Annotated in this window: 23 protein-coding genes; 16 read left to right on the top strand and 7 right to left on the bottom strand. The window is 72.5% G+C overall.

Translation table 11 applies throughout. The features are described 5' to 3' along the window. Positions 1-9: 9 nt before the first annotated feature. Positions 10-1,191 carry an ABC transporter substrate-binding protein gene (locus G3A44_RS21015; protein WP_375138686.1) on the bottom strand — a complete coding sequence of 394 codons (1,182 nt, stop codon included), beginning with the start codon at positions 1,189-1,191 and terminating at the stop codon, positions 10-12. A 492-nt stretch (positions 1,192-1,683) separates the two neighbouring features. Between G3A44_RS21015 and G3A44_RS21010 the strand changes: the two genes are divergently transcribed. From G3A44_RS21010 to G3A44_RS20940, 15 genes are all read left to right on the top strand, one after another. Beyond that, positions 1,684-2,853, top strand: coding sequence for an amidase (locus G3A44_RS21010; RefSeq protein WP_163459712.1), 1,170 nt, complete (start codon positions 1,684-1,686; stop codon positions 2,851-2,853). Continuing rightward, positions 2,850-4,040 (top strand): acyl-CoA dehydrogenase family protein, encoded by a 1,191-nt coding sequence (locus G3A44_RS21005; protein WP_163459711.1) that lies wholly within the window; start codon positions 2,850-2,852, stop codon positions 4,038-4,040. Before G3A44_RS21010 ends, G3A44_RS21005 begins: the two co-directional genes overlap by 4 nt. 37 nt (positions 4,041-4,077) lie before the next feature. Beyond that, positions 4,078-4,461, top strand: a complete 384-nt coding sequence (locus G3A44_RS21000) for an IacB protein (protein ID WP_163459710.1) — start codon at positions 4,078-4,080, stop codon at positions 4,459-4,461. A gap of 11 nt (positions 4,462-4,472) precedes the next feature. After that, on the top strand, positions 4,473-5,021 hold the full coding sequence (locus tag G3A44_RS20995) for a nuclear transport factor 2 family protein (protein ID WP_163459709.1): 549 nt from the start codon (positions 4,473-4,475) through the stop codon (positions 5,019-5,021). Positions 5,022-5,067: 46 nt separating this feature from the next. Then, positions 5,068-6,351 (top strand): aromatic ring-hydroxylating oxygenase subunit alpha, encoded by a 1,284-nt coding sequence (locus G3A44_RS20990; protein WP_163459708.1) that lies wholly within the window; start codon positions 5,068-5,070, stop codon positions 6,349-6,351. 39 nt (positions 6,352-6,390) lie between these two features. Continuing rightward, positions 6,391-6,870, top strand: a complete 480-nt coding sequence (locus tag G3A44_RS20985; RefSeq protein ID WP_163459707.1) for an aromatic-ring-hydroxylating dioxygenase subunit beta — start codon at positions 6,391-6,393, stop codon at positions 6,868-6,870. 16 nt (positions 6,871-6,886) lie between these two features. Further along, a complete protein-coding gene (locus tag G3A44_RS20980; protein ID WP_163459706.1) occupies positions 6,887-7,651 on the top strand; it encodes an SDR family NAD(P)-dependent oxidoreductase in 765 nt (254 codons plus the stop codon). Between the two features lie 23 nt (positions 7,652-7,674). Then, positions 7,675-8,649 (top strand): PDR/VanB family oxidoreductase, encoded by a 975-nt coding sequence (locus tag G3A44_RS20975; RefSeq protein ID WP_163459705.1) that lies wholly within the window; start codon positions 7,675-7,677, stop codon positions 8,647-8,649. 41 nt (positions 8,650-8,690) lie between these two features. Continuing rightward, a complete protein-coding gene (locus tag G3A44_RS20970) occupies positions 8,691-9,206 on the top strand; it encodes a flavin reductase (RefSeq protein WP_163459704.1) in 516 nt (171 codons plus the stop codon). A 17-nt stretch (positions 9,207-9,223) separates the two neighbouring features. Further along, the gene (locus G3A44_RS20965; RefSeq protein WP_163459703.1) at positions 9,224-10,285 is read left to right on the top strand and encodes a ketopantoate reductase family protein; all 1,062 of its coding nucleotides are present in this window, start codon (positions 9,224-9,226) and stop codon (positions 10,283-10,285) included. A gap of 51 nt (positions 10,286-10,336) precedes the next feature. Continuing rightward, complete coding sequence (locus G3A44_RS20960) at positions 10,337-11,098, top strand: class II aldolase/adducin family protein (protein WP_163459702.1); 762 nt, start codon at positions 10,337-10,339, stop codon at positions 11,096-11,098. A gap of 195 nt (positions 11,099-11,293) precedes the next feature. Beyond that, the gene (locus G3A44_RS20955) at positions 11,294-12,883 is read left to right on the top strand and encodes a methyl-accepting chemotaxis protein (protein ID WP_163459701.1); all 1,590 of its coding nucleotides are present in this window, start codon (positions 11,294-11,296) and stop codon (positions 12,881-12,883) included. Positions 12,884-12,958: 75 nt separating this feature from the next. Further along, on the top strand, positions 12,959-13,762 hold the full coding sequence (locus G3A44_RS20950; RefSeq protein WP_163459700.1) for a fumarylacetoacetate hydrolase family protein: 804 nt from the start codon (positions 12,959-12,961) through the stop codon (positions 13,760-13,762). Then, a complete protein-coding gene (locus tag G3A44_RS20945; protein ID WP_163459699.1) occupies positions 13,750-14,058 on the top strand; it encodes a hypothetical protein in 309 nt (102 codons plus the stop codon). Before G3A44_RS20950 ends, G3A44_RS20945 begins: the two co-directional genes overlap by 13 nt. Further along, complete coding sequence (locus tag G3A44_RS20940; RefSeq protein ID WP_163459698.1) at positions 14,024-16,174, top strand: BACON domain-containing protein; 2,151 nt, start codon at positions 14,024-14,026, stop codon at positions 16,172-16,174. Before G3A44_RS20945 ends, G3A44_RS20940 begins: the two co-directional genes overlap by 35 nt. 91 nt (positions 16,175-16,265) lie before the next feature. Here the strand turns inward: G3A44_RS20940 and G3A44_RS20935 are convergent, their stop codons facing one another. From G3A44_RS20935 to G3A44_RS20925, 3 genes are all read right to left on the bottom strand, one after another. Continuing rightward, a complete protein-coding gene (locus G3A44_RS20935; RefSeq protein WP_239062024.1) occupies positions 16,266-17,456 on the bottom strand; it encodes an ABC transporter substrate-binding protein in 1,191 nt (396 codons plus the stop codon). A gap of 133 nt (positions 17,457-17,589) precedes the next feature. Continuing rightward, positions 17,590-18,744 (bottom strand): ABC transporter substrate-binding protein, encoded by a 1,155-nt coding sequence (locus tag G3A44_RS20930; RefSeq protein ID WP_163459697.1) that lies wholly within the window; start codon positions 18,742-18,744, stop codon positions 17,590-17,592. A 65-nt stretch (positions 18,745-18,809) separates the two neighbouring features. After that, entirely contained in the window at positions 18,810-19,673 is an 864-nt protein-coding gene (locus G3A44_RS20925) for a glucose 1-dehydrogenase (RefSeq protein WP_163459696.1), read from the bottom strand. A gap of 182 nt (positions 19,674-19,855) precedes the next feature. Here G3A44_RS20925 and G3A44_RS20920 point away from each other — a divergent pair, with 182 nt between their 5' ends. Next, entirely contained in the window at positions 19,856-20,998 is a 1,143-nt protein-coding gene (locus tag G3A44_RS20920) for a phosphotransferase (RefSeq protein WP_163459695.1), read from the top strand. Between the two features lie 27 nt (positions 20,999-21,025). On the opposite strand, the gene G3A44_RS20915 is transcribed toward G3A44_RS20920, so the two are convergent. From G3A44_RS20915 to G3A44_RS20905, 3 genes are all read right to left on the bottom strand, one after another. Beyond that, a complete protein-coding gene (locus tag G3A44_RS20915; protein WP_163459694.1) occupies positions 21,026-21,436 on the bottom strand; it encodes a MarR family winged helix-turn-helix transcriptional regulator in 411 nt (136 codons plus the stop codon). A gap of 79 nt (positions 21,437-21,515) precedes the next feature. Next, positions 21,516-22,481, bottom strand: coding sequence for a LysR family transcriptional regulator (locus G3A44_RS20910; protein WP_163459693.1), 966 nt, complete (start codon positions 22,479-22,481; stop codon positions 21,516-21,518). Positions 22,482-22,538: 57 nt separating this feature from the next. Then, positions 22,539-24,438 (bottom strand): PDDEXK-like endonuclease domain-containing protein (locus G3A44_RS20905; protein WP_239062023.1); only part of this gene is annotated, 1,900 nt, incomplete at its 5' end.

Raw genomic sequence — 24,438 nt, 5'->3', positions numbered from 1 at the left:
CCTCCGTGGTCACTTGAGCAGGGTCCACTGGCCGTTCTTCACGGTGATCAGCTCGCGACCGCGCTCGTCAAAACCGCTGTGGTCGGCCGCGCTCAAGGTGTAGACGCCCTGGGTGGCCGGCAGCTTCAAGGTGTAGACGCCCTGGGTGGCCGGCAGCTCCTTGACCTGCTCGATGGCGTCGCGCAGCGCGGCGCGGAAGGCCGGCGTGCCGGGCTTGCCCTTCTTGAGCGCCACTGGGATGGCCGCCTGCAGCAGCAGGCCGGCGTCGTACACATTGGCACCGAAGGTGGCGGGCTTGGCGCCGTGGAGCTTCTCGTAGGCGTCCACATAGCCCTGGGCGATCTTGCGGGTGGGGTGGTCGGCGGCCACCTGGTCGAGCACGAGCATGGCCCCGGCGGCCAGGATGGTGCCCTCCACCTTCTTGCCGCCGAGCTTGAGGAAGTCGGGCAGGGCGGCGCCGTGGGTCTGGTAGACCTTGCCCTTGAAACCCTGGTCGTACAGCGTGGTCTGCGGCAGCACCGCCGAGCTGCCGGGGGCGGCGATCAGCACCGCGTCAGGCCCGGTGGCCAGCACCTTCAGGCCTTGCGCGGTGAGTGAGGTGTCCTGGCGCTGGAAGCGCTCGGCCGCGGCCACCTTCAGGCCGGCCTTCTCCGCCAGGCCGGTGAAGACCTTGAGCCAGTTGTCGCCGTAGGGGTCGGCGGTGCCGATGAAGCCCACGGTGCGCACCTTGTTGGCGGCCATGTGCTCCACCAGGGCGCGGGCGATCAGGTCGTCGTTTTGGGTGGTCTTGAAGACCCACTTCTTCTGCTCGTTCATCGGCAGCACCACGGCGGCGGTGCCCACCGGGGCAAACATCGGCACACCGGCCTCGGCGGCGAAGGGAATCACACCCATGGCGTTGGGCGAGCCGCTCGGGCCGATGATCGCGTCGACCTTCTCCTCGTTGATGAGCTTCTTGAAGGCCGCCACCGAGGCGGTGGGGTCGCTGCCGTCGTCCAGCGGGATGTATTGCACTTGCAGGCCGGCCACCCGGTTGGGCAGCAGTGGCACGGTGTTCTTCTGTGGCAGGCCCACCAGGGCGATGGGGCCGGTGGAAGAGGTGACCACCCCCACCTTGATCTGGGCCTGCGCCGCGGGGCTGGCCAGCAGGCCACCGGCCAGCGCCAGGGTGGGCAGCAGGGCCGCCAGCAGGGCGGGACGCACGCAGGGAAGCAGACGGAAGGACTTGCGCATCGGGACTCTCCGGGCGCCGCGAGGGCGCCGTCAGCAGGGATCACAGGGCGGGGTGACACCGCCACGGCAGGCCGGGCGGTTTGACCTGGGTCAGCAGAAACCGTGCCAATTCACGTTTACAAAAAACTTGCGAGTTCACGCTTTCTGGGGCTCGGGACGTCCCGTGCGCGTCTTCGCGCGTTCTCGCGCGTTCTAGAGGTGCCGGGGTTTCAGGGCCGTGAACGGGCGCATTTGTGTGGGTTTGCCCGAGGTTTTGCGCCGCTTTGACGGCGGTTGCGGTTCACCAAAGTGGGGTGCCATGCCCCAGATCAAGGAATCTTCACGTTTTCAGGCACCGTCTTTGCTCAGACGCAGCCCTCGGATATTTGGTTGACGATTCACGTAATCAAACCCTATCGTTCGGCCCATCGCCCCGCCTTGGGGTCCGCCTTCCTCCCCCGCCCACCGCCCATGTCCAAGCCCTTTCCTCCGCACTGCCTGGTCCGTCCGCTGGACCTGGGCGACCCCGCCGGGCCGGCCCTGGTCGTCAAGGACACGCTGGACGTGGCCGGGGTGCCCACCCAGGCCGGCAGCGCCGCCCTGCAGCACGCCGGCCCCGCCCCCCGCCATGCCGTGGCTGTGCAGCGGCTGCTGGACGCCGGCTGGCGCGTGGTGGGCAAGACGGTGCTGCACGAGCTGGCCTTTGGCACCACCGGCATCAACCACCACACCGGCACCCCCCTCAACCCCGCCTGGCCCGACCGGGTGCCCGGCGGCTCTTCCAGCGGCTCGGCGGTGGCGGTGGCCAGCGGGGCGGTGCCTCTGGCCCTGGGCACCGACACCGGCGGCTCGGTGCGCACCCCGGCTGCCTGCTGCGGCGTGTTCGGGCTCAAGCCCAGTTTTGGCCGGGTCAGCCGCGACGGGGTGATGCCGGCGCGCAGCTCGCTGGACTGCGTGGGCCCGCTGGCCCACCACCTGGACCCCCTGGTGGCCGCCATGGCCGTGCTGTGCGCCGACTGGCGCGGCCTGCCGGCCCTGCCGTCGGCCTGGCGCCTCGGCCTGGTGGATGTGCAGGCCGAGGCCGCCGCCCGCGACGCCGTGGCCGGGGCCCTGGGGGCCTGCGGCCAGCCGGTGCAGGCCGTGCTGCTGCCGTCGTTTGAGGCCGCTTACGCCGCGGGTCTGAGCGTCATCCAGCGTGAGACCTGGGCGGCCTGCGCCCCCCTGCTGGCCACCGGCCGGGTGGGGGCGGATGTGGCGCTGCGCCTGGCGCGCGCCGCGCAGACCACAGAGGCCGAGCTGGCCGGCGCCGAGGCCGTGCGCCGCCGCTTTGCCGACGAGGTGGACACCGCCCTGGCCACCTGTGAGGTGCTGGCTCTGCCCACCCTGGCCAGCCCGCCGCCACGCCTGGCCGAGGCCGCCGACACCCTGGCCGCCGTGGCCATGACGCGCCTGGTGCGCCCCTTCAACCTCAGCGGCCACCCGGCCATCACCCTGCCGTTGAACCGCGCTGATGGCCTGCCCGTGGGCCTGCAGCTGGTGGGCCGGCGCGGGGGCGATGAGGCCCTGTGCGCCGTCGCCACCCTCATCACCCAACGCCTGGGCCTGCGGGCCGTGGGCGCCCTTGCTGGAGAAGCCCGATGAACACCCTGACCCTGGATCGGCCCGTGGCGGCCACCCCTGCGGCGGCGAGCCGGCCGAGCCTGGCCCGGCCCGGCGCGCTGCTGACCGAGCTGATGGCCGAGGTGCGTGCACGCCGCGCCGAGTTCACCCGCCTGCACCAGATCGCCCCCGACGTGGTCGAGCGCTTCAAGGCGCTGGGCATCTACCGCGCCCTGGTGCCCACCGCCCTGGGCGGTGACGGCCTGGGCCCGCGCACCTTCTGCGAGACCATCGAGGCGATCGCCTCGGCCGACGGCTCGGCCGGCTGGGTGGCCAGCTTCGGCATGGGCGTGACCTACCTGGCGGCGCTGCCGCCCGAGACCCTGGCCCAGGTCTATGCCCACGGCCCGGACGTGGTGTTCGCCGGCGGCATCTTCCCGCCGCAGCGGGCGCCCAAGGTGGAGGGGGGCTTTGAGGTGAGCGGGCGCTGGGCCTGGTCCAGCGGCTGCACCGGCGCCGACGTGATCGGCGTGGGCATCGCCCCGGCCGAAGGCGAGAAGACCGGCCTGCCGCGCATGGCGGTGCTGCCGCGCGCCAAGGTGAAGATCGAGCGCGCCTGGGACGTGACCGGCCTGGTGGGCACCGGCAGCCACGATGTGGTGGTGGACCGGGTGGTGGTGCCCGAGGACTGGACCTTTGTGCGGGGCAGCCGCTCGCCGCGCACCGAGCCCATGTTCCGTTACCCCACGCTGTCGTTTGCGGCGCAGGTGCTCAGTGTGGTGGGTCTGGGCATCGCCCGCGGCGCCATCGAGAGCCTGCGCGACATGGCCGAGGGCCGCGTCTCGGTGACCGGCGCGCCGGGCTTGGCCGACCGGCCGCAGACCCAGATCGAGCTGGCCCGCGCCGAGGCGCAGCTGCGCGCCGCCCGCGCCTTCTTCTACGAGGCCATCGATGCCGCCTGGGACAGCCTGCTGCGTGGCGACGAGGTCTCGCCCGAGCAGACCAGCCTGCTGCGCCTGTCCAGCACCCACGCCGCCCGCGTCAGCGCCGAGGTGGCCCGCGCCATGCAGATGCAGGCAGGCATGACCGGCGTGTACCACGACTGCCCGCTGTCGCAGCAGGTGCGCGACGTGGAGGTGCTGACCCAGCACGCCTTCATGGGCGACATCACCTTCCAGAACGCCGGCGCCATGTTCTTCGGCCGCAAGCCGCTCCCCGGCTACCTCTGACCCCTCCACGGATCCCCCTGCTTCAAGGACTTTGCACATGGCCATCCGCACCCTGTTCTGCATCGGCATCAACCAGAACTTCTTCGACGCCACCCCCGAGGAGGCCAAGGACGTCTGGCTGGCCTTTGGCAGCATGATGAACGGCATTGCCGCCCTGCCCGGGGTGACGGTGCTGGGCAATATGGACGACGACCAGAGCATGGTCGGGCCGTCCACCCAGTGGCCCTGGACCTGCTACGTGCTGGCCGACGTGCCGGACCCCGCCACGGTGCATGCCGCCTGCAACCTGTTCCGCACGATCGTGGTGGGCCAGGGGCCGTACAAGCTGTGGAAGTACGCCAAGGTGGAGGCCCGCATGGGCCGCGAGCTGGTGGTGCCCGCGCACCTGCTGCCCCCGGCCGCCGCGCCCGCCCAGGCCTGAGTCCCGCGGCCATGAGCGACCTTGCCACCCTGAGCCAGCGCCTGGACGCCCTGCAGGCCCGCCTGCAGCGCTTCGAGGACGCCGAGGCCATCCGCGCCTGCGTGCTGCGCTACATGGCGCTGTGCGACCGGCTGGACGCCTCCACGCCCCTGGACGCGCTGGGCGACTGCTTCACCGCCGACGCGGTGTGGGCCGGCAAGGGCGCGCGCTACGGCGCGGCCTTCGGCGGCCACCAGGGCCGCGCGGCCATCGTGGCCATGCTGGCGCGCTACTGCGGCGATGCCGAGCGACCGCCGCACTTCCGCTTCAACGCCCACTTCCTCTGCAACGAGCAGATCACGCCCACCGGCCCCGACCGCGCGCAGGCGCAGTGGCAGATGGTGCAGACCTCCAGCTTCTCGGCCGGTGGCGCGCACCTGAACGCCGCGCAGCTCACCCTGCAGATGCGGCGCGGGGCCGATGGCGCCTGGCGCATCGCCCACTTCGAGACCGAGAACCTGCTCAGCCGCCCGGTGAGCACCTGGCACGCCGACGCCGCGCTGCCCGTGCCCGCCCGCTGAGCCCCCGCCCCCCATCCCCCGTCTTCACCCCATTCAAGGCCCGCCCATGAACGCCCCCATCGCCCCCGTGACCTTCCACCGCCCCGCCCCGGACCTCGGCGAGCTGGTGCGCGAGGACCGCGTGCACACCTCGCTCTACACCGACCCGGCCATCTTCGACGCCGAGATGGACAAGATCTTCCGCAACTGCTGGGTCTGGGTCGCGCACGAGAGTGAGCTGCCCGAGCCCGGCAGTTTCAAGACCCACTGGGTCGGCATGGAGCCGGTCATCGTCAGCCGTGACCGCAAGCACCAGATCCACGTGCTGCTCAACCGCTGCCGCCACCGCGCCGCCACGGTCTGCGAGCACAAGAAGGGCAAGACCGCCAGCTTTGTGTGCCCCTACCACGGCTGGGCCTACGCGCTGGACGGCCAGCTGCGTGGCGTGCCCTTCCCCGAGAGCTACGGCGACTGCCTGGACAAGGGCGAGTTCCCGCTGGTGAGCCTGCGCGTGGAGACCTACCACGGCATGGTCTTCGCCACCTTCCGCGACGACCTGGAGCCCCTGGTCGACTGGCTGGGCCCGGCCAAGAAGTGGATCGACCTGTTCATGAAGCAGGCCGGCGGCTACCCGGTCAAGGTGGCCGGCGAGCACCGCTTCCGCTTCCCCGGCAACTGGAAGATCCAGCTGGAGAACACCACCGACGCCTACCACTTCCCGCTGGTGCACAAGAGCTTCCTCAGCTCCATCGACGAGCAGACCAAAGAGGTGTTCGACTTCGTCAAGGGCCCGGGCTATGTGGAGGACCTGGGCAACGGCCACAGCGTGATGGTGATGATCCCCGAGCTGGTGGACCTCGAAGCCCACCTGGACGCGCCCATCCCCGAGCGCTTCGAGGCCCTGGCCCAGGCGCTGCGCGACGAGGGCCATGACGAGCAGAAGGTGCGCCGCCTGGTGCGCGCCGTCGGCGGCACCGGTTTCAACCTGAACCTGTTCCCCAACATCGCCTGCTCGATGGCCTTCTTCCGGGTGTTGCAGCCGGTGTCGGTCAACGAGACCGAGATCCACCACGCCGCCATCGTCATGGACGGCGGGCCTGCCGCCGCCAACCAGGCCCGGCTGCGGCTGCACGAGCACTTCCAGGGCCCCATGGGCTTTGGCACGCCGGACGACAGCGAGGCCTGGGAGCGCGTGCAGCAGGGCGCCAAGGCCGGGCGCGACCTGTGGATCCTGGTCAACCGCGGCCTGCCCGGCGAGCGCCTGACCGAAGACGGCCGCGCCAGCGACGTCAGCGCCGAGACCGGCATGCGCGCCGCCTATCGCCAGTGGAAGCGGCTCATGACCGCCTGAGCGGCTTCCCCGTCCCCCCCCCTCATTGCCCCGCACACCATGAACATCGCACTGCTCAACCGCCTCACGGCCTTCGTCTGGGCCGAGGCCGACATGCTGGACCACGGCGAGTACGCCGCCTGGCTGGACCTGTGGTCGCCCACCGGCACCTACATCGTGCCCATCGACCCCGACACCCAGGACTTCGACAACACCCTGAACTACGCCCACGACGACGCCATCATGCGCAGCCTGCGCGTGGCGCGGCTGACCAGCGGCGAGTCGGTGTCCACCCAGCCCATGGCGCGCACCGTGCGCAACGTCTCGCGGCTGCGGGTGCTGTCCGAGGACGCGGGCACCGTGGTGCTGCGCGGCGTGCAGGACCTGCACGAGTTCCGCAAGACGCAGCGCCACCAGTACACCGCCGACGTCACCTGGACCCTGGTGGACAACGGCGGCGGCGTCTGGCGCATCGAGCGCAAGGTGCTGCGCCTGATCAACTCCACCGACACCCTGGCCGGCATCGGCTTCATCCTCTGACCCGGAAGGCTCCGCCATGGTCATTGATCTGGAACTGCCCGGCCCCGTGGCCCTGGTCACGGGCGCGGCCAGCGGCCTGGGCCGAGAGATCGCCGCCGCGCTGCATGCCGCCGGCTACCGCGTGCTGCTGACCGACCGCGACGGCGCCGCCGCCCGCGACGCCGCCCTCACGCTGGACCCTGACGCCCGCAGCGCCTGCGGCCTGGCCCTGGACGTGGCCGACAAGGCCGCCTTTGCCGCCGCGCTGGCGCAACTGGCCGAGATGGGTTGGGGCGTGCCCCGCGTGCTGGTCAACAACGCCGCGCTCACGCTCACCACCCCGGTCATGCAGATCAGCCCGGAGGAGTTCAGCCGGGTGACCGAGGTGAACCTGCGCGGCACCTTCCTGGGCTGCCAGGTCATCGGCGCGGCCATGGCGGATGCCGGCTACGGCCGCATCGTCAACGTCGCCTCGCTGGCCGGGCAGAACGGTGGCACGGCGTCTGGGGCGCACTACGCCGCCAGCAAGGCCGGCATCCTGACGCTGACCAAGGTGTTTGCCCGCGCGCTGGCCGCGCAGGGCGTCACCGTCAACGCCGTGGCCCCGGGGCCGCTGGACCTGCCCTCGGTGCACGCCATGGTGCCGCCGGAGCGCCTGGCGCAGATCGTCCAGACCATCCCGGTGCAGCGCCTGGGCGACCCGGCCTTCATCGCCCGCACCGTGGTGCTGCTGGCCGACGAGGCCGCGGCCTCGGTCACCGGCGCCGCCTGGGACTTGAACGGCGGCCTCTTCATGCGCTGAGCGCGCCCACAGGAACCCAAACCATGAACACCGAACTCTTGGACGTGGTGGTGCGCGCGCCGGCCTTGCAGGGCCAGGCCGTGGCCGTCTTCGAGCTGGAAGACGCCGCCGGCCGGCCGCTGCCGGCCTTCAGCGCCGGTGCGCACATCGACCTGCACCTGCCCGGCGGCCTGGTGCGCCCCTACTCGCTGTGCGGCAACCCGGCCGACAACCGCCGCTACCGCCTGGGCGTGCTCAAGGACCCGGCCTCGCGCGGTGGCTCGCAGGCGGTGCACCAGCACCTGCTGACCGACGGCGCGCGGCTGGCCATCAGCGCCCCGCGCAACCACTTTCCGCTCGACGAGGCGGCGCCCTACAGCGTGCTCATCGGCTGGAGCATCGGCATCACGCCCATGCTGGCCATGGCCTGGCGCCTGCATGCCCTGGGCGCCGCCTTTGAACTGCACTACTGCGCCCGCAGCCGCGCCCAGGCGGCCTTTGTCGACGAGCTGCTGGCCGCGCCCTGGGCCCACCGGGTGACGCTGCACTTTGACGACCAGGGCCCCGAGGCCGCGCTGCAGACGCAGGCCGTGCTGCGCGCCGCCCCGGCTGGCGGCCATGTCTACGTCTGCGGCCCCGCCGGCTTCATGGACGCGGTGCTGGCCCAGGCCGAGGCCGCCGGCCTGGGCGCCGGCCAACGCCACCGCGAGTACTTCAGCGCCCCGGTGGCGGCCGCGCCCGCCGGCGGCGAGCGCGCCTTTGAAGTGGAGCTGCGCCGCAGCCGCAAGACGCTGCAGGTGGGCGCCACCGAGTCCCTGCTGGCGGTGCTGCGCGGAGCCGGTGTCAAGGTCGCCGTCTCCTGCGAGGAGGGGGTGTGCGGCACCTGCGCCTGCACCGTGCTGGAGGGCACCCCCGACCACCGAGACGCCTACCTCACCGACGAGGAGAAGGCCGACAACGACCAGATCCTGGTGTGCTGCTCGCGTGCGTGCAGCCCCCGGCTGGTGCTGGACCTCTGAGCCCCCGAGCGGCCGCACGCCCTTGCTTTCCGGAGCCCGCCATGAGCGACCACCCCGTATCCCCCGCCGCCTTCCGTGAGGGCCTCTCGCGCCTGGCCGGCGCCGTCACCGTCATCACCACCGACGGCCCCGCCGGCCCCGCCGGCTTCACCGCCTCGGCGGTGTGCAGCGTCACCGACAGCCCACCCACCGTGCTGGTGTGCATGAACCGCAGCAGCCACGCCCACCGCTTCTTCACCGGCAATGGCGTGCTGTGCGTCAACGTGCTGAGCGCCGCGCAGCAGGAGGTCTCGGCCCTGTTCGCCCGCCGTGAGGCCACCATGGAGCAGCGCTTTGCCCAGGTGCCCTGGTGCGCCGGTGCCACCGGATCGCCCCAGCTGGAGGGCGCGCTGGTGCAGCTCGACGGCCGCATCACCGCCATCCACGAGGTGGGCACGCACAGCGTCTTCATCGTCGAGCTGGACCAGGTGCGCCAGCCCGAGGCCCCGGCGCCGGCCGGCCTGGCCTACTTCAACCGGGGCTACCACGCGCTGGGTGCAGCGCCGGTGGCCGCCTGATGCCGCAGGAGCCCGCCATGTCGACCCGCCCCTGGCCGCCGCAGGACCCCGACGGCCCCCAGCGCGTGCTGGTGGCCGGCGCCGGGGCCATCGGCTGCACCCTGGCCGCCCGCCTGGCCGCCGCCGGCCATGCCGTGGACCTGCTGGCCCGCGGCGCCACCTTGCAGGCCCTGCAGGCGCACGGCCTGCAGCTGGAGGACTTGGACGGCCACTGGATCGCCCCGGTGCGCCCGGTGGACGCCGCCACCCTGGCCGCCCTGCCGCCCGGCCAGGCCTATGACCTGGTGCTGCTGGCCAGCAAGAGCCAGGACCTGCCCGCCCTGGCCGCGCAGCTGGGCGGTGCCATCGGCCCGCACACCCTGGTGCTGCCGCTGGTCAACGGCGTGCCGTTCTGGTACTTCCAGGGCACGGGTGGCCGCTTTGAGGGGCGCCGGGTGCAGGCGGTGGACCCCGAGGGCACGCTGCTGGCCCGTCTGCCCGCCGCCCAGCTCATCGGCAGCGTGGTCTTTGTCACCGCCGAGGCCACCGCCCCGGGCCGGGTGCGCTCCACCACGCCGCACCTGCTCATGCTCGGCGAGCTGCAGCCCGACCCCGAAGGCCGGCTCAGCCCCCGCCTGCAGGCCCTGTGCCGCCTGCTGCAGGACGCCGGCATCCAGGCCCGTGGCCTGCCGCGCCTGCGCGACAAGCTCTGGACCAAGCTCATCGCCAACCTCACCTCCAACCCGCTGTCGGTGGTGACGGGCGCCACCCTGGCCGACATCTACGCCGACCCTGTGTTGCTGGAGACGGTGCGCTCGGTGATGTTCGAGGCCATGCTGGTGGCCGCCGCCCACGGCGCCCGGCTGGAGATCGACCCCATCGAGTTCCTGCGCCTGGGCGCAGGCATGGGCGCGGTGCGCACCTCGATGCTGCAGGACTTTGAGCGCGGCCGGCCCCTGGAACTGGCGGCCATTGGCGATGCCCTCGTCGAGTTGGCCCGCCTGTACGAGCTGCCCATGCCCGCCACCCAGACCCTGCTGGCCCAGACCCGCTGGCACGCCCAGCGCCGTGAGGGCGCGCTGCGCCGCCGCGCCGCCTGAGCCGCCTTCCCGCCACCTTCCCGCCACCTTCCCGCCCACCGACGTCATCCCATGGACCTGCAACCCGCCCCCCTCCAGCCCGCCCACGTCAGCGATGCCGAATGGGCACTGCGCCGCCAGCTCGCCGACTGCTACCACCTGGTCGACTTCTTTGGCTGGACCGAGACCATCTTCAACCACATCTCCGCCCGCCTGCCCGGCACCGACCACTACCTGGTCAACCCCTTCGGCCTGAACTACGACGAGGTCACGCCCGCCAACCTCATCAAGGTGGACGTCAACGGCCGCAAGGTCGAGGACTCACCCTACGACGGCAACCCGGCGGGCTTTGCGCTGCACGGCGCCATCCACGGCGCCCGCGAAGACATCCACTGCGTCATCCACACCCACACCACCGCGGTGTCGGCCATCGCCCTCAAGCGCGCCGGCTTCGGGCATGACGACTTCTATGGCGCCCAGCTCACCGGCCGGGTGGCGTACCACGCCTTCGAGGGCATCACCCTGTTTGCCGAGGAGAAGCCGCGCATGCTGGCCAGCCTGGGCGCCGACAAGCATGTGCTGGTGCTGCGCAACCACGGCATTGCCGTGGGCGAGTTGGACATTCCGCGCGCCTTCTTCCTGCTGTGGACGGTGCAGCGCGCCGCCGAGATCCAGGTGGCCGCCGGCGCCATGGCGGGCGACAACGTGGCCCTGCCGCACGCCGTCAGCCAGCGCTGTGCCGACCTCACCCAGCAGCTGATTGCCGGTGACGACTTTGCCGAGAAGTTCTTTGCCGCCATGGTGCGGCAGATGCGCGGGCGCCGGCCGCACTGAGGTCCACACGGCGGCCCATCCCGCCCCCCTGCAGCCGCTTCGCCGGCCGGCGCGTCCGGCCGTGACCCCTGCACGGCGCGCCCCTGATTTGGATTGCTGCAGCGCCGCAATTTGGGTGTTGATGCAGATCAAAGGCTTCCAGAATTTGCGCAGCGGGCCGTTCCAGGGCCCGCGTCTGCCAAGGGAGTCCTACACATGATCGACTGGATGTCACGGTGGCGCCTGCGCACCCGTCTGCTGGGTGCGTTCCTGCTGGTGGCCGGCATCGGTGCCCTCATCGGTGGCATGGGCCTGCACGCCAGCGCCGGCCTCAATGCCGCGGCCACCCGCATGTATGAGCGCGAGATGATGAGCCTGCGCCATGTGGCCGAGGCCAATATGCAGCTGCTGACCGCGGCCCTGCGCCTGCGCACCGCCATCCTGGCCGGCACGCCGCAGGCTCGCGAGACCGACATCGGCCAGGCCGGCACCGCCCTGGCCGCCATGGAAACCGAGCTGGCCCGGGCGGCGGTGGCCTTCCAGCTGCCAGAAGGGCGCAAGCTCTTTGAGCAGACCCAGGCCAACCTGCGTGCCTACCGTGAAGCGGTGCAACAGGTGCTGACCGCGCTGCGGCAGGCGCCGCTGACCAGCACCAACGAGGTTGCCGAGCTGGTCAACCGCGGCGCGGGGCCGCACGGCCGCGCCGCCGACGAGCTCATGGAGAAGCTCATGGCCCGCAAGATCGAGCGCGCCGGCGAGATCAATGCCGCCAACCAGGCGCTGTACGCCCGCATGCGGTGGTCGCTCCTGCTGATGACCCTGGGCGGCACCCTGGTGGGCGTGGTGCTGGGGGTGGTGCTCACCCGCTCGGTGGTGCGCCAGCTCGGCGGCGAGCCGGCCGAGGTGGTGCTGGCCGCCCGGGCGGTGGCCTCGGGCGACATGGCCTGCGACCTGCGCGGCGCCCAGGCCCCCGCTGGCAGCGTGGTGCGCGCCATGTGCGAGATGCAGCAATCGCTGCGCCACATCGTCAGCACCGTGCGCCAGTCCAGCGAGGGCGTGACCACCGGGGCCGGCGAGATCGCGCTGGGCACCCACGACCTCTCGCAGCGCACCGAGGAGCAGGCCAGCACCCTGGAGCAGACCGCCGCCGCCATGGAGCACCTCACCGGCACCGTCAGCCAGAACGCCGAGGCCGCGCAGCAGGCCACCGCGCTGGCCCAGTCCGCCCGCGAGGTGGCCGGGCGCGGCCAGGCCCTGGTGGGCGAGGTGGTGACCATGATGGACCGGGTGCAGGCCGCCTCCTCGCGCATCGCCCAGATCATCGGCGTGATCGACGGCATCGCCTTTCAGACCAACATCCTGGCGCTCAATGCCGCGGTGGAGGCCGCCCGCGCCGGGGAACAGGGCCGCGGCTTTGCCGTGGTGGCCCAGGAGGTGCGCGAGCTGGCCGGCCGCAGTGGCACTGCCGCCCGCGAGATCCGCAGCCTCATCGGCGGCAGCACCGAGACGGTGGAGGGGGGTGCCCGCCTGGTGCAGCAGGCCGGCCAGACCATGGCCGACATCGTGGCCCAGGTCGACCGGGTGGCGCAGTTCGTGGGCGAGATCAGCGGCGCCAGCGGCGAGCAGGCCCGCAGCCTGCACGAGATCCACACCGCCGTGCGCTCCCTGGACCAGATGACCCAGCAGAACTCCGCCCTGGTGGAGCAGTCGGCCGCCGCCTCCGAGAGCCTGCAGGGCCAGGCCCAGCGCCTGCTGTCGGCCGTCTCCGCCTTCCGGCTGGAGGCCGCCCCGGCGGCCACCGGCTGACCCCCCGCGGCGCGCGCACAATGCGCGCGCCCTTTTCCTCACCTTTCCCCGGGCCCCAGCGCCCGCGTTTCTGCCGTGACCCCTGACACCTTGCCCACCCCCGCCGCCCGCGTCCTGTGCGACGCCTTGCTGCAGGCCCGCGCCCGCGGCCAGGCGCTGGACCTGGACCCTGCCCTGCTGGCCGGCGCGCCGGATGATGAAACTGGCTGCGCCGTGGCCCATGCCCAGGGCGTGGCCCTGGGCGCTTGGGCGGCCGACGCCGTGCCCGGGCACTGGAAGTCTGGCGGCCCTGGCCGCCAGGCCCGGCTGACCCATGCCCCGCTGCTGCCGGCGGGCGTGCACACCGTGGCCCAGGGCCAGGTGGCCGACCTGCGCGGCCTGTCCTTCTTCGCCCCCCGCATCGAGGCCGAGATCGCCCTGCGCCTGGGGCAAGCCGTCACGCCCGCCCAGGCCGCGGCCCTCACCCCCGAGGACGCCGCCCGCGTGGTGGATGCTTTCGCCCTGTCCATGGAAGTGGTGGACAGCCGCTGGGCCGCCGGCGCCGTGGTGCCGCCGCCGGCCCAGCTGGCCGACTTTCAGGTGCATGGCGCCCTGGTGCTGGGCCCTTGGCAGCCGCTGAGCCCGCGTGACTGGACCGCCCAGGCCCTCACCCTGGCCTGGGACGGGCAGGACAGCCTGGCGTTCACGGGCACCCATACCCTGGGCGGGCCGCTGTGGGGCGTGCCGGCCTGGCTGCGCCACCTCACCCGCCACGGGCAGACGGTGCCCGCCGGCACCGTGGTCACCACCGGCAGCTGGAGCGGCTGCCGCCCGGTGCCGCGCGGCGCCACCGTGCGCCTGGCCTTTGAGGGCCTGGGCACCCTGGCTTGCCAGCTCTGAGGCCCAAGCGCCTGGACTGGGCGCGCCGCAAGAGCGTGGAGGCCGCGCGCTTGCAGGACCGCGACAGCGCCGGTGGCGCCTTCCGCATCCGGGCCGAGGAACTGCCCGCCCTGGGCCTGCCGCCCCCGCGCCCGCGGGCCGTGCCCGCCAGCACCGACCTACCCCTGCAGGGGTTGGGGTTGAGGGACAAACGCCCCCGCCTGTACTGGCAGGGGCTGGATCGCCTGGAGCGTTGCGGCCTGCGCCGCAACCCCTGGCGTGATGCCGGGCGCTGCCGGCCGGCAGAACGGCGCTGAGCCGCCGCAGCGCGGCGGCAACCCCATGCAAAGCGTGACCGTGGATGTCCGCGGCCCCACGGGCACCTGGACCGCCACACCGTCGGCCGATTGGGTGCGGGTCGCGACAGGCCACGGCAGCCTGCCGGGCCAGATGGCACTGACGCTGGCCACTGCCGACCTGCCCGAAGGCCGGCACAGCGCCCAGGTGCTGGTGCGGGCCAGCGACGACCAGACCGTCAGCATCCCGGTGTCGGTCGAGGTGTTGCCTGCGCAGTTTGTGCTTACGTCTGGTTCGCCCAGCTTCACGGCGGTCAACGGCAGCCCCATCCCCGCCCAGCGCCTGGGCTTTGAGGTCAACAACGGTGTGCCCAGCGCCTGGACGGCGTCCACCACGGCCGACTGGCTGCTGGCCTCGCCGACGTCGGGCACCACGCCGGGTGCGGTGTGGCTGCAGCCCGATCCCACCCGTGGCGCCCTGGCCGCTGGCGGCCATGACGCCCGCGTGCTGCTCCATGGCGCCGGCCTGCCCACACTCAGCGTGAATGCCCGGATGACCCTGTGGCCGGCCACGCTGACGGCCGCCACCCGAGCCGTCACCCTGGGTGGCGATCGGGGCCGCGACCTGTCGGCCCGCACGGTCCACATCAGCCTGAACACCGGCGCCACCGCCTGGCCCTTCACCCTGTCTGGCCTGCCCGACTGGCTGGCCACCAGCACGCCCAGCGGCACGGTGTCGCAGGCGGGCACCACGTTGAGCTTCACGCCGCGGGCCGACGTGGCCCCTTCAGGCTCCAGCAGCGCGACGGTGACCGTGACCGCCCAGGTCAATGGCGACACCGTCACCCTGCCCCTGACCGTCAACCTCAACCTGGATGCCCGCCGCCTGCTGCCCTCGCGCTGGGGCGTGGGCCTGGGCAGCACGCCGGCCGGCGCGGTGCTCTCGCGCCAACTCACGGTGGCCGACAACCTGGGGGGCGACCTGGGCTGGACCGCCACCTCCAGCGCCCCCTGGTTGCAGGTCACCGCCAGCGGTCGCACCGGCTCGGGCGGAACGCCCTTGGTGTTGACCGCAGACCCCTCTGCCGTGCCGGCCGGTGAGTTGCAGGACGCCACGGTCACCCTCAGCTCGCCCCTCGCCGGGGTGGCGCCGGCCGTGGTTCGCGTGTCCTTCTGGAAGGACACGACCGCGCCCACCACCGTGACCCGGCAAAGCCTGCCCGCGGCCTACGCCCGGTTGGTGGCCGATCCCCGCCGACCCTACCTGTACGCCCACACCGGTGGCACCGCCATCGACATCTTCCACGCCTACACCGCCGCCAAGATCGGCACCGTCTCCGGCGTGGGCAACGCGCTGGGCGACATGGCCGTCTCACCTGATGGCCAGACGCTGTACGTGATGGACACCACCACCCAGTCTCTGGTGGTGGTGGACCTGGTGACCCGGCGCCGCAGCGGGCGTTGGAGCCTGAGTTCCGCGATCTACGAAGGCCTGACAGTGGTGCGCCCGAATGGGGTGGACCTCGTGTTGGTGGGGGGCGACGGCACCGGCTACGTGGACGGACGGCGGGTGCTGCCCCTGTACAGCGGCCCGATGGGGTCCAAGCTCACCGCCGCGGATGATGGCCAGCAGGTGTTCAGCCTGGGCGCGCGTTATGTGCTGGACCACTCCGCCATGGGCGGGGGCATGGTGTTTTCCACCGTAGGCGCCTACCTCAACACGGCCTCCAGGGGCAATCTGCGGGACCTGGCGGTGTCACCGGATGGCACCCGTGCCTACTCGGCCTCGGGGGGCGGGGTATACGCCGGATCGGGCGGCGGTGGCTTGTACACCTGCGGCATTACCGATGGCGCAGACGGCCATTACATCGGCGCCCTGCCGGGCAACCAGGCCTATCCCAACAACGTGGCCGTCACCGCTGGCGGGCGCGTGCTGTGCGGCTTTGACGCCTACTACGACAACACGGACCTGAACCTCTACAGCGCCACCGGGGCGCTGCTGCGCAGCTTCCGCGCCGCACCGGGCTGGGACCGGCTGGTGGGGAATTCCGTGGTCATCCTGCCCGATGGCCTGATGGCCGCGGGACTGGCCTCTGAGGGGCGGCTGCTGGTGCGGGTGCCCTTGGGCGGGCCCTGAGGCCGGCGGCGGCCGGCTGGCCGCCGGTCCTGCAGGATGCCGCCGGCGCAGGCGCAGGTGCAGGTGCCACAGCGCCCGGCGTGCTCAGCGCTCAGCGCACAAAGCGCCCGTCGCGGCCGATGATGGTCAGCTCGACATAACGAGAGGCGCTTTGCCCCGGCTCGGCAAAACGCAGGTCCATGCCGCCCAGGTCCAGGCGGCGCAGGCGCCACAGCGCGTCCATCAGGCTGGTGCGGCCGGCGCCCCTGCCGGCGGCCTTGAGCGCCTCCACGAAGACCCGGGCGTTGATGTAGCCCTCCAGGGCGGTGTGCGAGGCTGGCAGGTCGGTGCCCAGCGCCTTCCACGCGGCATGGAAGTCACGCACGATGGGCGTCACCGTCTGGGTGGGCAGCGGCACCACCTGGCTGACCGCCACGCCCACACCGTCCGGACCCAGGCCCTGCACGGTGGCCGCCGCGCCCATCACCGACAGGGCATAGACCCTCACACCTTTGCGGTGGGCCTTGGCGGCCTTGATGAAGGCCAGTGCCGGCTTGCCGGCCAGGCCCACCAGCACCGCCTCCGGTTCCTTGGCCATGAGCTGGCTGGCGGCGGCCTCGGCGTCGCTGGCATCGTTCTTCACACTGGCGACACCCAGGGCCTTGAACTTGTGGGCCTCCAGCGAGACGGCGGCCGCGTCGGCCACTTCCTTGCCAAAGCTGTTGGCCTGGTGCGCCACCACGATGCGCCGGGTGCCAATGGTGGCCAGGTGCTCGATGATCCGGCCCACTTCGTCGGCATAGCTGGCGCGCACATGCACCACGCTGCGCGGGTTGCCCCGGCGCACCGACAGCGCGCCGGAGTAGGGCGCAAACACCGGCACGCCGGCCTTCTCGGCCTTGGGCAGCAGGCTCTCCACCATGGGCGTGCCAAAGCAGCCGAACAGGGCCAGCAGGCTGCGGTCGGCCAGCAGTTCGTCGGCCAGGGGCTCTGAGCGTTTGAGGTCGTAGGCGTCGTCCTTGGCGATCAGCTCGAGGGGCTTGCCGTCCACACCCCCCTTGGCGTTGACCGCCTCAAAGCAGGCGCGCGCGCCGTGGTGGATGGCGCGGCCCAGGTCGGCCAGCGGGCCGCTCAGGTCGATGGTTTGGCCCAGGCGCCAGCTGGGGGCCGCCTCTTGGGCTTGCACGGCGCGCGCCAGCCAGGGCAGCGTCAGGGCGCAGGCCAGCGCCGTGCGGCGGGGCAGGCCCTTGGCCGTGGTGACGGGGGGGCGGTCAAAGGCAATGGGGGGAAGCATCTCACGCATGGCGGCTTGTCTCCGGCTGGCGCGCGCCGCCGTGGGGGCGACGGCCGCAGCCTGCCTGCGATGGGGGTGTTGACGAGGGAGCGTGAACTATTCACGCCCCACCTTCCCTGCGCCTGACAACCCGCCGCGGCGCTTACTCCACCTTCCAGTCGCCGTTGTCCACGCGCACCACCAGGCCGCTGTGGGCGGTGTGGCCCCAGTGGTCGTCCTTGGTGAAGTGCATCACCCCGTTGGACATGGCCGTGGGCCCCAGGCGTTCGGTGGCGTCGCGCAGCGCGGTGCGGAACTCGGGCGTGCCCGGCCGGCCGGCCTTCAGGGCCACGGGCACCGTCTTGCCCAGCAGCACCATCACGTCATAGGCGCTGGCCGCGAAGATGGCGCGGGTGCCCGCACCGTAGGCGCCCTCGTACTGCTTGACGAAGTCCAGCGCGTGCGCCTTGGAGGGGTGGTGGGCCGGAATCTGCTCGGCCGCCACCGAGGGCGAGGCCAACACATGGGCGCCGTTGACGTCCTTGCCGCCCAGGCGGATGAAGTCGCGGCTGGCCGCGGCGTGGGTCTGGTAGATGGGACCCTTGTAACCCCGCTCGACCAGGCCCCGGTGCGGCATGGCCGCACCACCGCCGGAGGCGGCCACCAGAATGGCCTCGGGGTTGGCGCTCACCAGCTTGATGGCCTGGCCGGTGACGCTGGCGTCGGTGCGGGCAAAGCGCTCCACCGCCACCATTTTGGGCGCGCCTGGGCGGCTGGCCAGCAGCTTGTTCACCTCGGTCAGCCAGCCTTCGCCATAGGCATCGGCATAGCCCAGAAAGCCCACGGTCTTCACCTTGGCCTTGATCAGCTCGTCCACCACGATGCTGGCCATGAGGGCGGTGCCCTGTGACATGCGAAAGGTCCAGGTCTCCTTGCCCGGCGGCAGCATCACCGGCGCCAGGGCGAATTGCGGCGTTTGGGCGTCAAACAGCAGCTGCGCCTGCGCGGCGGCCACCGGCGTGACGATGCTGCCCATCACCAGATCGGCCTTGTGCTCGACGAAGCGGCGCACGTGGTCTACCCCCTTGCTGGGGTCGCCGGCGTCGTCCATGACGATGACGTTGAGCTTCTCGCCGGCGATCTGCTGCGGCCAGAGCTTGACCATGTTTTGAAGCGGAATGCCCAGCGAGGAGGCCGGCCCGGTCAGCGGCAGGCTCACGCCAATGGTGATGTCGGCCCAGGCGGGCGGACCACCAGCGGCGGCGACGACGGCCACGGCCAGGGTGGCCAGGGTCTTGCGGGGGGTGAAGGCGGTCATGCGCAGGTCTCCTTGTGTGGTGGGGGCGCGTGAGGGGGAAATGCCGGTGTGGGTGGGGCCCGGGCTCAGGCCGGAGGCGGCGCCTCGGCCGTGGGCAGCAGGTCGCCGAACAAGGTGGTGCTGGCACCGCCATCCACCACGATGCACTGCCCGGTGACGTGGTGCGACGCGCGGCTGGCCAGGTAGAGCACGGTGCCCATCAGGTCCTCCTCGCCGCCCATGCGGCGCAGCGGCGTCTTGGCCAGCACGCCGGCCTCCACATGCCGCAGGAAGCCCTGCGAGAGCTGGGTGGGGAAGAAGCCCGGGCAGATGGCGTTGACATGCAGGCCATGCGGGCCCCACTCCGAGGCCAGGGCGCGGGTGAGGTTGACCACCGCGCCCTTGCTGGCGTTGTAGGCCACGGTGTGCATGTCCGGCGAATTGCCCTGCAGCCCGCCCACCGAGGCGATGTGGACCACCTTGCCCCAGCCCTGCGGGATGAAGGCCTGGCGGGCCACCTCGCGGCTGAGGAAGAACAGGCCGTCCAGGTTCAGCGCCATCACCTTGTGCCACTGGGCCGGGGTGATGTCGGTGGCGGGCGCGGCCCAGGCCATGCCGGCGTTGTTGACCAGCACGTCCAGCCGGCCGTGGGTGGCCAGCCAGCCGGCCACCAGGGCGGGCAGACGCTCCAGGTCGCTCAGGTCGGCCGCGCAGGTGGCCACGCGCAGGCCTTCGGCAGCCAGGGCGGTGGCGGCCTCGTCCAGCTCGGCGGCCTTGCGGGCCACCAGCAGCACGGTGGCGCCGGCCTGGCCCAGGGCGCGGGCCATCTGCAGGCCCAGGCCGCGGGAGCCGCCGGTGACCACCGCCACCTGGCCGCTCAGGCTGAACAGGGCGGGCAGGCCGCCAGCGGACGTGTCGGGGGGGTGAGGGGGCAGGCGGGGCTCCGTCATGGCAGGCGATCTCGCGGTGGGGGCGGGCGGGGTGGGCAGGGCAGTCTGGCGGTGGGGGCAGCCCCTGCGGGTTAGCCCCGGGGCATCAGCCCGGACCGACGTGGAAATAATGTCAAGGTGTTTGACAATGGTTCCACAGAGCCCAGGCGCCGGCAAGCCTGGGAAGAACCCGAGGCCCCGCCATGACCGAGCTCCCTTCCCCTGCATCCCCCGATCCGGCGGCGCCGCCCGCGCGCAGCCCCCTGGCCCTGGACCGCGAGGCGCTGCACGCCTGGCTGCGGCCCCGCCTGCCCGGCTGCCCGGACGACCCCGCCGCCCTGGGGCTGGAGCGCCTGGCCGGCGGCCAGAGCAACCCCACCTGGCTGCTGCGTGCTGGCCCCGCCCCTGACGCGCCCGCCTGGGTGCTGCGCGCCAAGCCCGGCCCCGCCGCCAGCCTGCTGCCCTCTGCCCATGCCATTGAGCGTGAGGCCCGGGTGCTGCGCGCCCTGGCCGGCACCCCGGTGCCGGTGCCCGCGGTGCGTCTGGAGAGCGCCGACGAATCCGTCATCGGTGGCGCCTTCTACGTGATGGATTTCGTGCCCGGCCGCATCTTTCGCGATGCCAGCCTGCCCGGCCTGGCCGCGGCCGAGCGCCGCGCCGTGCATGCCGAGGCGGTGCGGGTCATCGCCGCGCTGCATGAGGTGGACGTGGCCGCCGCAGGCCTGCACGACTTCGGCCGCCACGGCGGCTTCTTCGAGCGGCAACTGGCGCGCTGGACGCGCCAGTACCAAGCCAGCCTGACCGAGGAGGGCCCCTGCGAGGCCATGCTGCGGCTCATCGACTGGCTGCCGCAGCACCTGCCGCGCCGCACCGACGCCCAAGCCGTGGCGCTGACGCACGGCGACTACCGGCTGGAGAACCTGATCTTCCACCCCAGCCGGCCCCAGGTGCTGGCCGTGCTGGACTGGGAGCTGTCCACCCTGGGCCATCCGCTGAGCGACCTGGCCTATTTCTGCATGGCCTGGCACCTGCCCGCCGGCGGTGCGCTGCGCGGTTTTGCCCGGCCGGGCCAGAACCTGGGGGCCCTGGGCATCCCGTCACAGGAGGAGACGGTGGGCCGCTACCTGGCCCGCCGCGGCCTGGCCGCGCAGCAGGCGGCGGTGCAGGCCGACTGGCCCTTCTACCTGGCCTTCAACTTCTTCCGCCTGGCCGCCATCCTGCAGGGCATCCGCCGCCGTGTGGCCGAAGGCACCGCCAGCAGCCCCACCGCCCGCGAGACGGGTGCCCAGGCGAGCACCGTGGCGGCGTTGGGCTGGGCGCTGGCCCGCCACGGCGGGGCGGGCTGAAAGGCCGGGCGCAGCAGGCGGGGCCGCTCAGCCCCAGTCCGCGCCCAGGATGCGGCGCAGGGCCTCCACATCCTGCGCGCCCAGGCGTTCGGCCAGGCGGGCTTCGATCTGGGCCAGGGTGCGCGAGCCGCTGGCCCACATGGCCTCGCCCTTGGGGGTGAACTGGACCAGCCGCACGCGCTTGTTGGTGGGGCTGTCCACCAGTTCCACCAGCCCGTGCTTGACGGCTTCATTGGCCATCTGGTGCACCGCCTGGCGCGAGACGATCAGGCGCCGTGCCAGCTCTGACAGGCTCACCGGCTCCTTGCCGCCCATCTGGCCGAACATGCGCGACATGGCAGGGGTGACGTAGCCGTAGCCTTCAGCCTCGGCGCCGTCGTAGAGCTGGTTTTCCATCCACTGGGCGCGTTGGGCCAGCAGGTAGCGAAGGGTCTTCATGCGGGAGGGCGGGGGGGAAGAGGGCGCCCGGCGGGTCGCCGGCGGGCGGGCCGATTGTGCCGGCGCGGGCCTGAGGCTGTCATGCGGGCTCCGGCGGTGCGCTGCGGCCCAGGCCCTCGATCAGCGTCTGGCGCAGCCATTGGTTGGCGGGGTCGGCGTCCAGCCGGTGGTCCCAATAGAGGTAGATCTTCAGTGCCGGCATGGGGCAGGGCGCGGGCAGCAGGCGGTGGCCCCATTGCTGGCAGGCGTCCTGCGCATGGCGGCGGGGCAGGGTGAGCAGCCAGTCGGTGGCGGCCACGGCCGCGCAGGCAGCCTGGTAGTCCTGGCAGCGCAGCAACTGGCGGCGTTGCTGGCCGCGCAGGGACAGGGCGTTGTCCTCCAGGCCCAGGCCGGCGCGGCGGGTGCTGACCGCCACATGGCCTTCGGCCAGGTAGGCGGCCAGGGCGGCGGCCTCACCCGCAGGCCAGCCCCGGGCCAGCCGTGGGTGGTCGGCGCGGGCCAGCACCACCATGGGCTCGCGCATGACCTGCAAGGCGCCCACGTGGCGTGAGACGGGCAGGTGCACGTCCAGCGCCAGGTCCAGCACGCCCTGGCGCAGTTCGTCCTCCAGCCGCTCGCGGTCCATGCGCACCAGGGCCAGCGACAGCCCCGGCGCCGCCGGCGTGCCCAACTGCGGCAGCAGGTCCTGCAGCGCTTGCAGCACAAAGGGCTCCTGCACCTGCCGCAGGCCGATGGCAAAGCGCCGCTGGGCGGTGGGCAGGTCAAAGCCCGGCGGGCCGTCCAGGGTCCGGCCCAGTGCGGTCAGGGCCTGCTGCACCTGCGGGGCCATGGCCCGGGCCCGCGGCGTGGGCTGCATGCGCCGGCCCACCTTGACGAACAGTGGGTCGCCGCAGACCTCGCGCAGCCGGCCCAGGGCATGGCTGACCGCCGGCTGGGTGATGTGGAGTTGGGCCGCGGCGCGGGTGAGCCCGCCCTCGCGCCAGATGGCGTCGAACACGGTGAAGAGGTTGAGGTCCACCCGGGAGACGTCCGGCTTCTTGTGCATGACGGGGCATTCTGGGAACCGGCGCCGCCGCTGGCAAGGCGGTGGCGCCGGCGGGCCTCAGGCGGCGGACGTGGCGGCTTCTGCGGTGGCGGGGGTGGGGTCCGGTTCGCCGGCGGGGGCCGCGGCGCCCGCGGCGCCTGTGGCGGCCGGCCGGCGTGCCCGGTCGGCGTCCAGCAGCTGCTGCAGGCGCTGGTGCAGGCGCTCCAGGGTGCCGCCCGGGTTGGCCCACCAGTCGGTGGACCACACGCGCACGATCTCCCAGCCCAGGCCGCGCAGCACCTGCTCGCGCAGCTTGTCGCGGTCGCGGGCGGTGGCCGAGCGGTGGTAGGTGGCGCCGTCGCACTCCACGCCCGCCAGGTAGCGGCCGGGCAGGTCGGGGTGCACCACCGCCAGGTCCACCCGGAAGGAGGAGGCGCCGATCTGGGTGTGCACCTGCCAGCCCTTGCGGCCCAGGGCCTGGGCCACGCCGGCCTCGAAGGGGCTCTCGAAGTCGCCCAGGCTGCCCCGGTGCGCCTCGGCCAGCGCGCGCCGGCCGCGCTCGGCGAACTCCAGGAAGTGCTTGAGGTCACGCACGCCGGCGGCCTGGGTGCGCGAGAGGTCCATCTGATCGCCGCGCAGGCTGGAGAACACCCGCAGCTCATGCCGGGCGCGGGTGACGGCCACGTTCAGGCGCCGCTCACCGCCGTCGCGGTTGAGCGGGCCGAAGTTCATCCCCACCTGGCCGGTGAGGTCCGGGCCGTAGGTGATGGAGAAGTACATGATGTCGCGCTCGTCGCCCTGCACGCTCTCCAGGTTCTTGACGAACACGGGCTCGAGCTGGCTTTCGGCAAAGTGCGGCTCCAGGCCCGGGTCCTGGCGGCGTGCCTCGTCCAGCAGGTCCTCAATCAGGCGCTGCTGCTCGGCGTTGAAGGTGACCACGCCCACGGTCAGGCCCGAGGCGCTGAAGCCCGGTGAGCGCAGGCGGGCCACCAGGTCGGCCACCAGGGCCTTGGCCTCGGGCACGTTGATGCGGGCGCCGCCTTTCTCGTAGCGGCCGTCCACCAGGTGCAGGCTCACCGCCTGGTCCTGCGTCACCGGCGAGGGGAAGGTGACCAGGCCCCCGCCGTAGTAGCGGTGGTTGCTGAAGGCGATCAGGCTCTCGTGGCGCGAGCGGTAGTGCCAGGACAGGTGGCGCGTGGGCAGGCTGGCCCCCAGGCATTCGTCCAGGATGCTTTCCATGTCGCCCTCGCTCACCTCCTCCTCGTCGTCGGCCTCGCTGCGCGAGAAGAACTGGGTGGGCGGCAGCTGCTTGGGGTCGCCCACCATCACCACCTGGCGGGCTCGGGCCATGGCCCCGATGGCGTCCCACACCGGGATCTGCGAGGCCTCGTCGAACACCACCAGGTCGAAGTTGGCGGCGTCAGGCGTGAGGTACTGCGCGATGGACAGCGGACTCATCAGCAGGCAGGGCGTGAGCTGCAGCACCACCGAGGGGATCTCCTGCAGCAGCTGGCGCAGCGGCAGGTGCATGCGCTTCTTGGTGATCTCGCGGCGCAGCACGCCCCATTCGGGATGGCGCTGCACCGCGTCCTGGGCCGGCAGGCTGGCACACAGCCGCGCCCGGATCCACTGGCGGGTGACCTGGGTGAACGCCTCGTCCAGGGCGCGGAAGGCCTGGATGCGGTCTTCATGCTCGGCCGAGACGAAGCGCTTGAGCACCTCGTCCTCGTCCACCGCCTCGCCCAGCCACCAGCGGGCGTAGTTGACCTCGAAAGCGCGGGCGGTGTCCGCGGGCGCCAGCTCGCCCGTGGCCAGGGCCTGCACCAGGGCCTCCAGCCCGACCTCGCGGGCCTCGGCCTGTGCCCGCCGCCAGGCGCACCAGGCGTTTAGGCCGGCCTGGGGGTCGGCCACCGCGGCGGCGGTGCGGGCCAGCGCCGGGGCCGGCAGCGCGGCCAGCGCGTCGCGCTGGGGCTCGGGC

Source organism: Ideonella livida, assembly GCF_010499455.1.
Taxonomy (GTDB): domain Bacteria; phylum Pseudomonadota; class Gammaproteobacteria; order Burkholderiales; family Burkholderiaceae_C; genus Ideonella; species Ideonella livida.
This window is presented reverse-complemented; position numbering and strand designations above follow the sequence as displayed.

Coding starts and splice junctions, on each gene's coding strand:
- G3A44_RS20955 (WP_163459701.1), top strand. CDS start 11,294: ATGATCGACTGGATGTCACGGTGGCGCCTGCGCACCCGTCTGCTGGGT.
- G3A44_RS20970 (WP_163459704.1), top strand. CDS start 8,691: ATGAGCGACCACCCCGTATCCCCCGCCGCCTTCCGTGAGGGCCTCTCG.
- G3A44_RS20940 (WP_163459698.1), top strand. CDS start 14,024: ATGCCGGGCGCTGCCGGCCGGCAGAACGGCGCTGAGCCGCCGCAGCGC.
- G3A44_RS20930 (WP_163459697.1), bottom strand. CDS start 18,744: ATGACCGCCTTCACCCCCCGCAAGACCCTGGCCACCCTGGCCGTGGCC.
- G3A44_RS20990 (WP_163459708.1), top strand. CDS start 5,068: ATGAACGCCCCCATCGCCCCCGTGACCTTCCACCGCCCCGCCCCGGAC.
- G3A44_RS20910 (WP_163459693.1), bottom strand. CDS start 22,481: ATGCACAAGAAGCCGGACGTCTCCCGGGTGGACCTCAACCTCTTCACC.
- G3A44_RS20995 (WP_163459709.1), top strand. CDS start 4,473: ATGAGCGACCTTGCCACCCTGAGCCAGCGCCTGGACGCCCTGCAGGCC.
- G3A44_RS20975 (WP_163459705.1), top strand. CDS start 7,675: ATGAACACCGAACTCTTGGACGTGGTGGTGCGCGCGCCGGCCTTGCAG.
- G3A44_RS20980 (WP_163459706.1), top strand. CDS start 6,887: ATGGTCATTGATCTGGAACTGCCCGGCCCCGTGGCCCTGGTCACGGGC.
- G3A44_RS21005 (WP_163459711.1), top strand. CDS start 2,850: ATGAACACCCTGACCCTGGATCGGCCCGTGGCGGCCACCCCTGCGGCG.
- G3A44_RS20925 (WP_163459696.1), bottom strand. CDS start 19,673: ATGACGGAGCCCCGCCTGCCCCCTCACCCCCCCGACACGTCCGCTGGC.
- G3A44_RS21000 (WP_163459710.1), top strand. CDS start 4,078: ATGGCCATCCGCACCCTGTTCTGCATCGGCATCAACCAGAACTTCTTC.
- G3A44_RS21010 (WP_163459712.1), top strand. CDS start 1,684: ATGTCCAAGCCCTTTCCTCCGCACTGCCTGGTCCGTCCGCTGGACCTG.
- G3A44_RS20915 (WP_163459694.1), bottom strand. CDS start 21,436: ATGAAGACCCTTCGCTACCTGCTGGCCCAACGCGCCCAGTGGATGGAA.
- G3A44_RS20965 (WP_163459703.1), top strand. CDS start 9,224: ATGTCGACCCGCCCCTGGCCGCCGCAGGACCCCGACGGCCCCCAGCGC.
- G3A44_RS20960 (WP_163459702.1), top strand. CDS start 10,337: ATGGACCTGCAACCCGCCCCCCTCCAGCCCGCCCACGTCAGCGATGCC.
- G3A44_RS20985 (WP_163459707.1), top strand. CDS start 6,391: ATGAACATCGCACTGCTCAACCGCCTCACGGCCTTCGTCTGGGCCGAG.
- G3A44_RS20920 (WP_163459695.1), top strand. CDS start 19,856: ATGACCGAGCTCCCTTCCCCTGCATCCCCCGATCCGGCGGCGCCGCCC.
- G3A44_RS20935 (WP_239062024.1), bottom strand. CDS start 17,456: ATGCGTGAGATGCTTCCCCCCATTGCCTTTGACCGCCCCCCCGTCACC.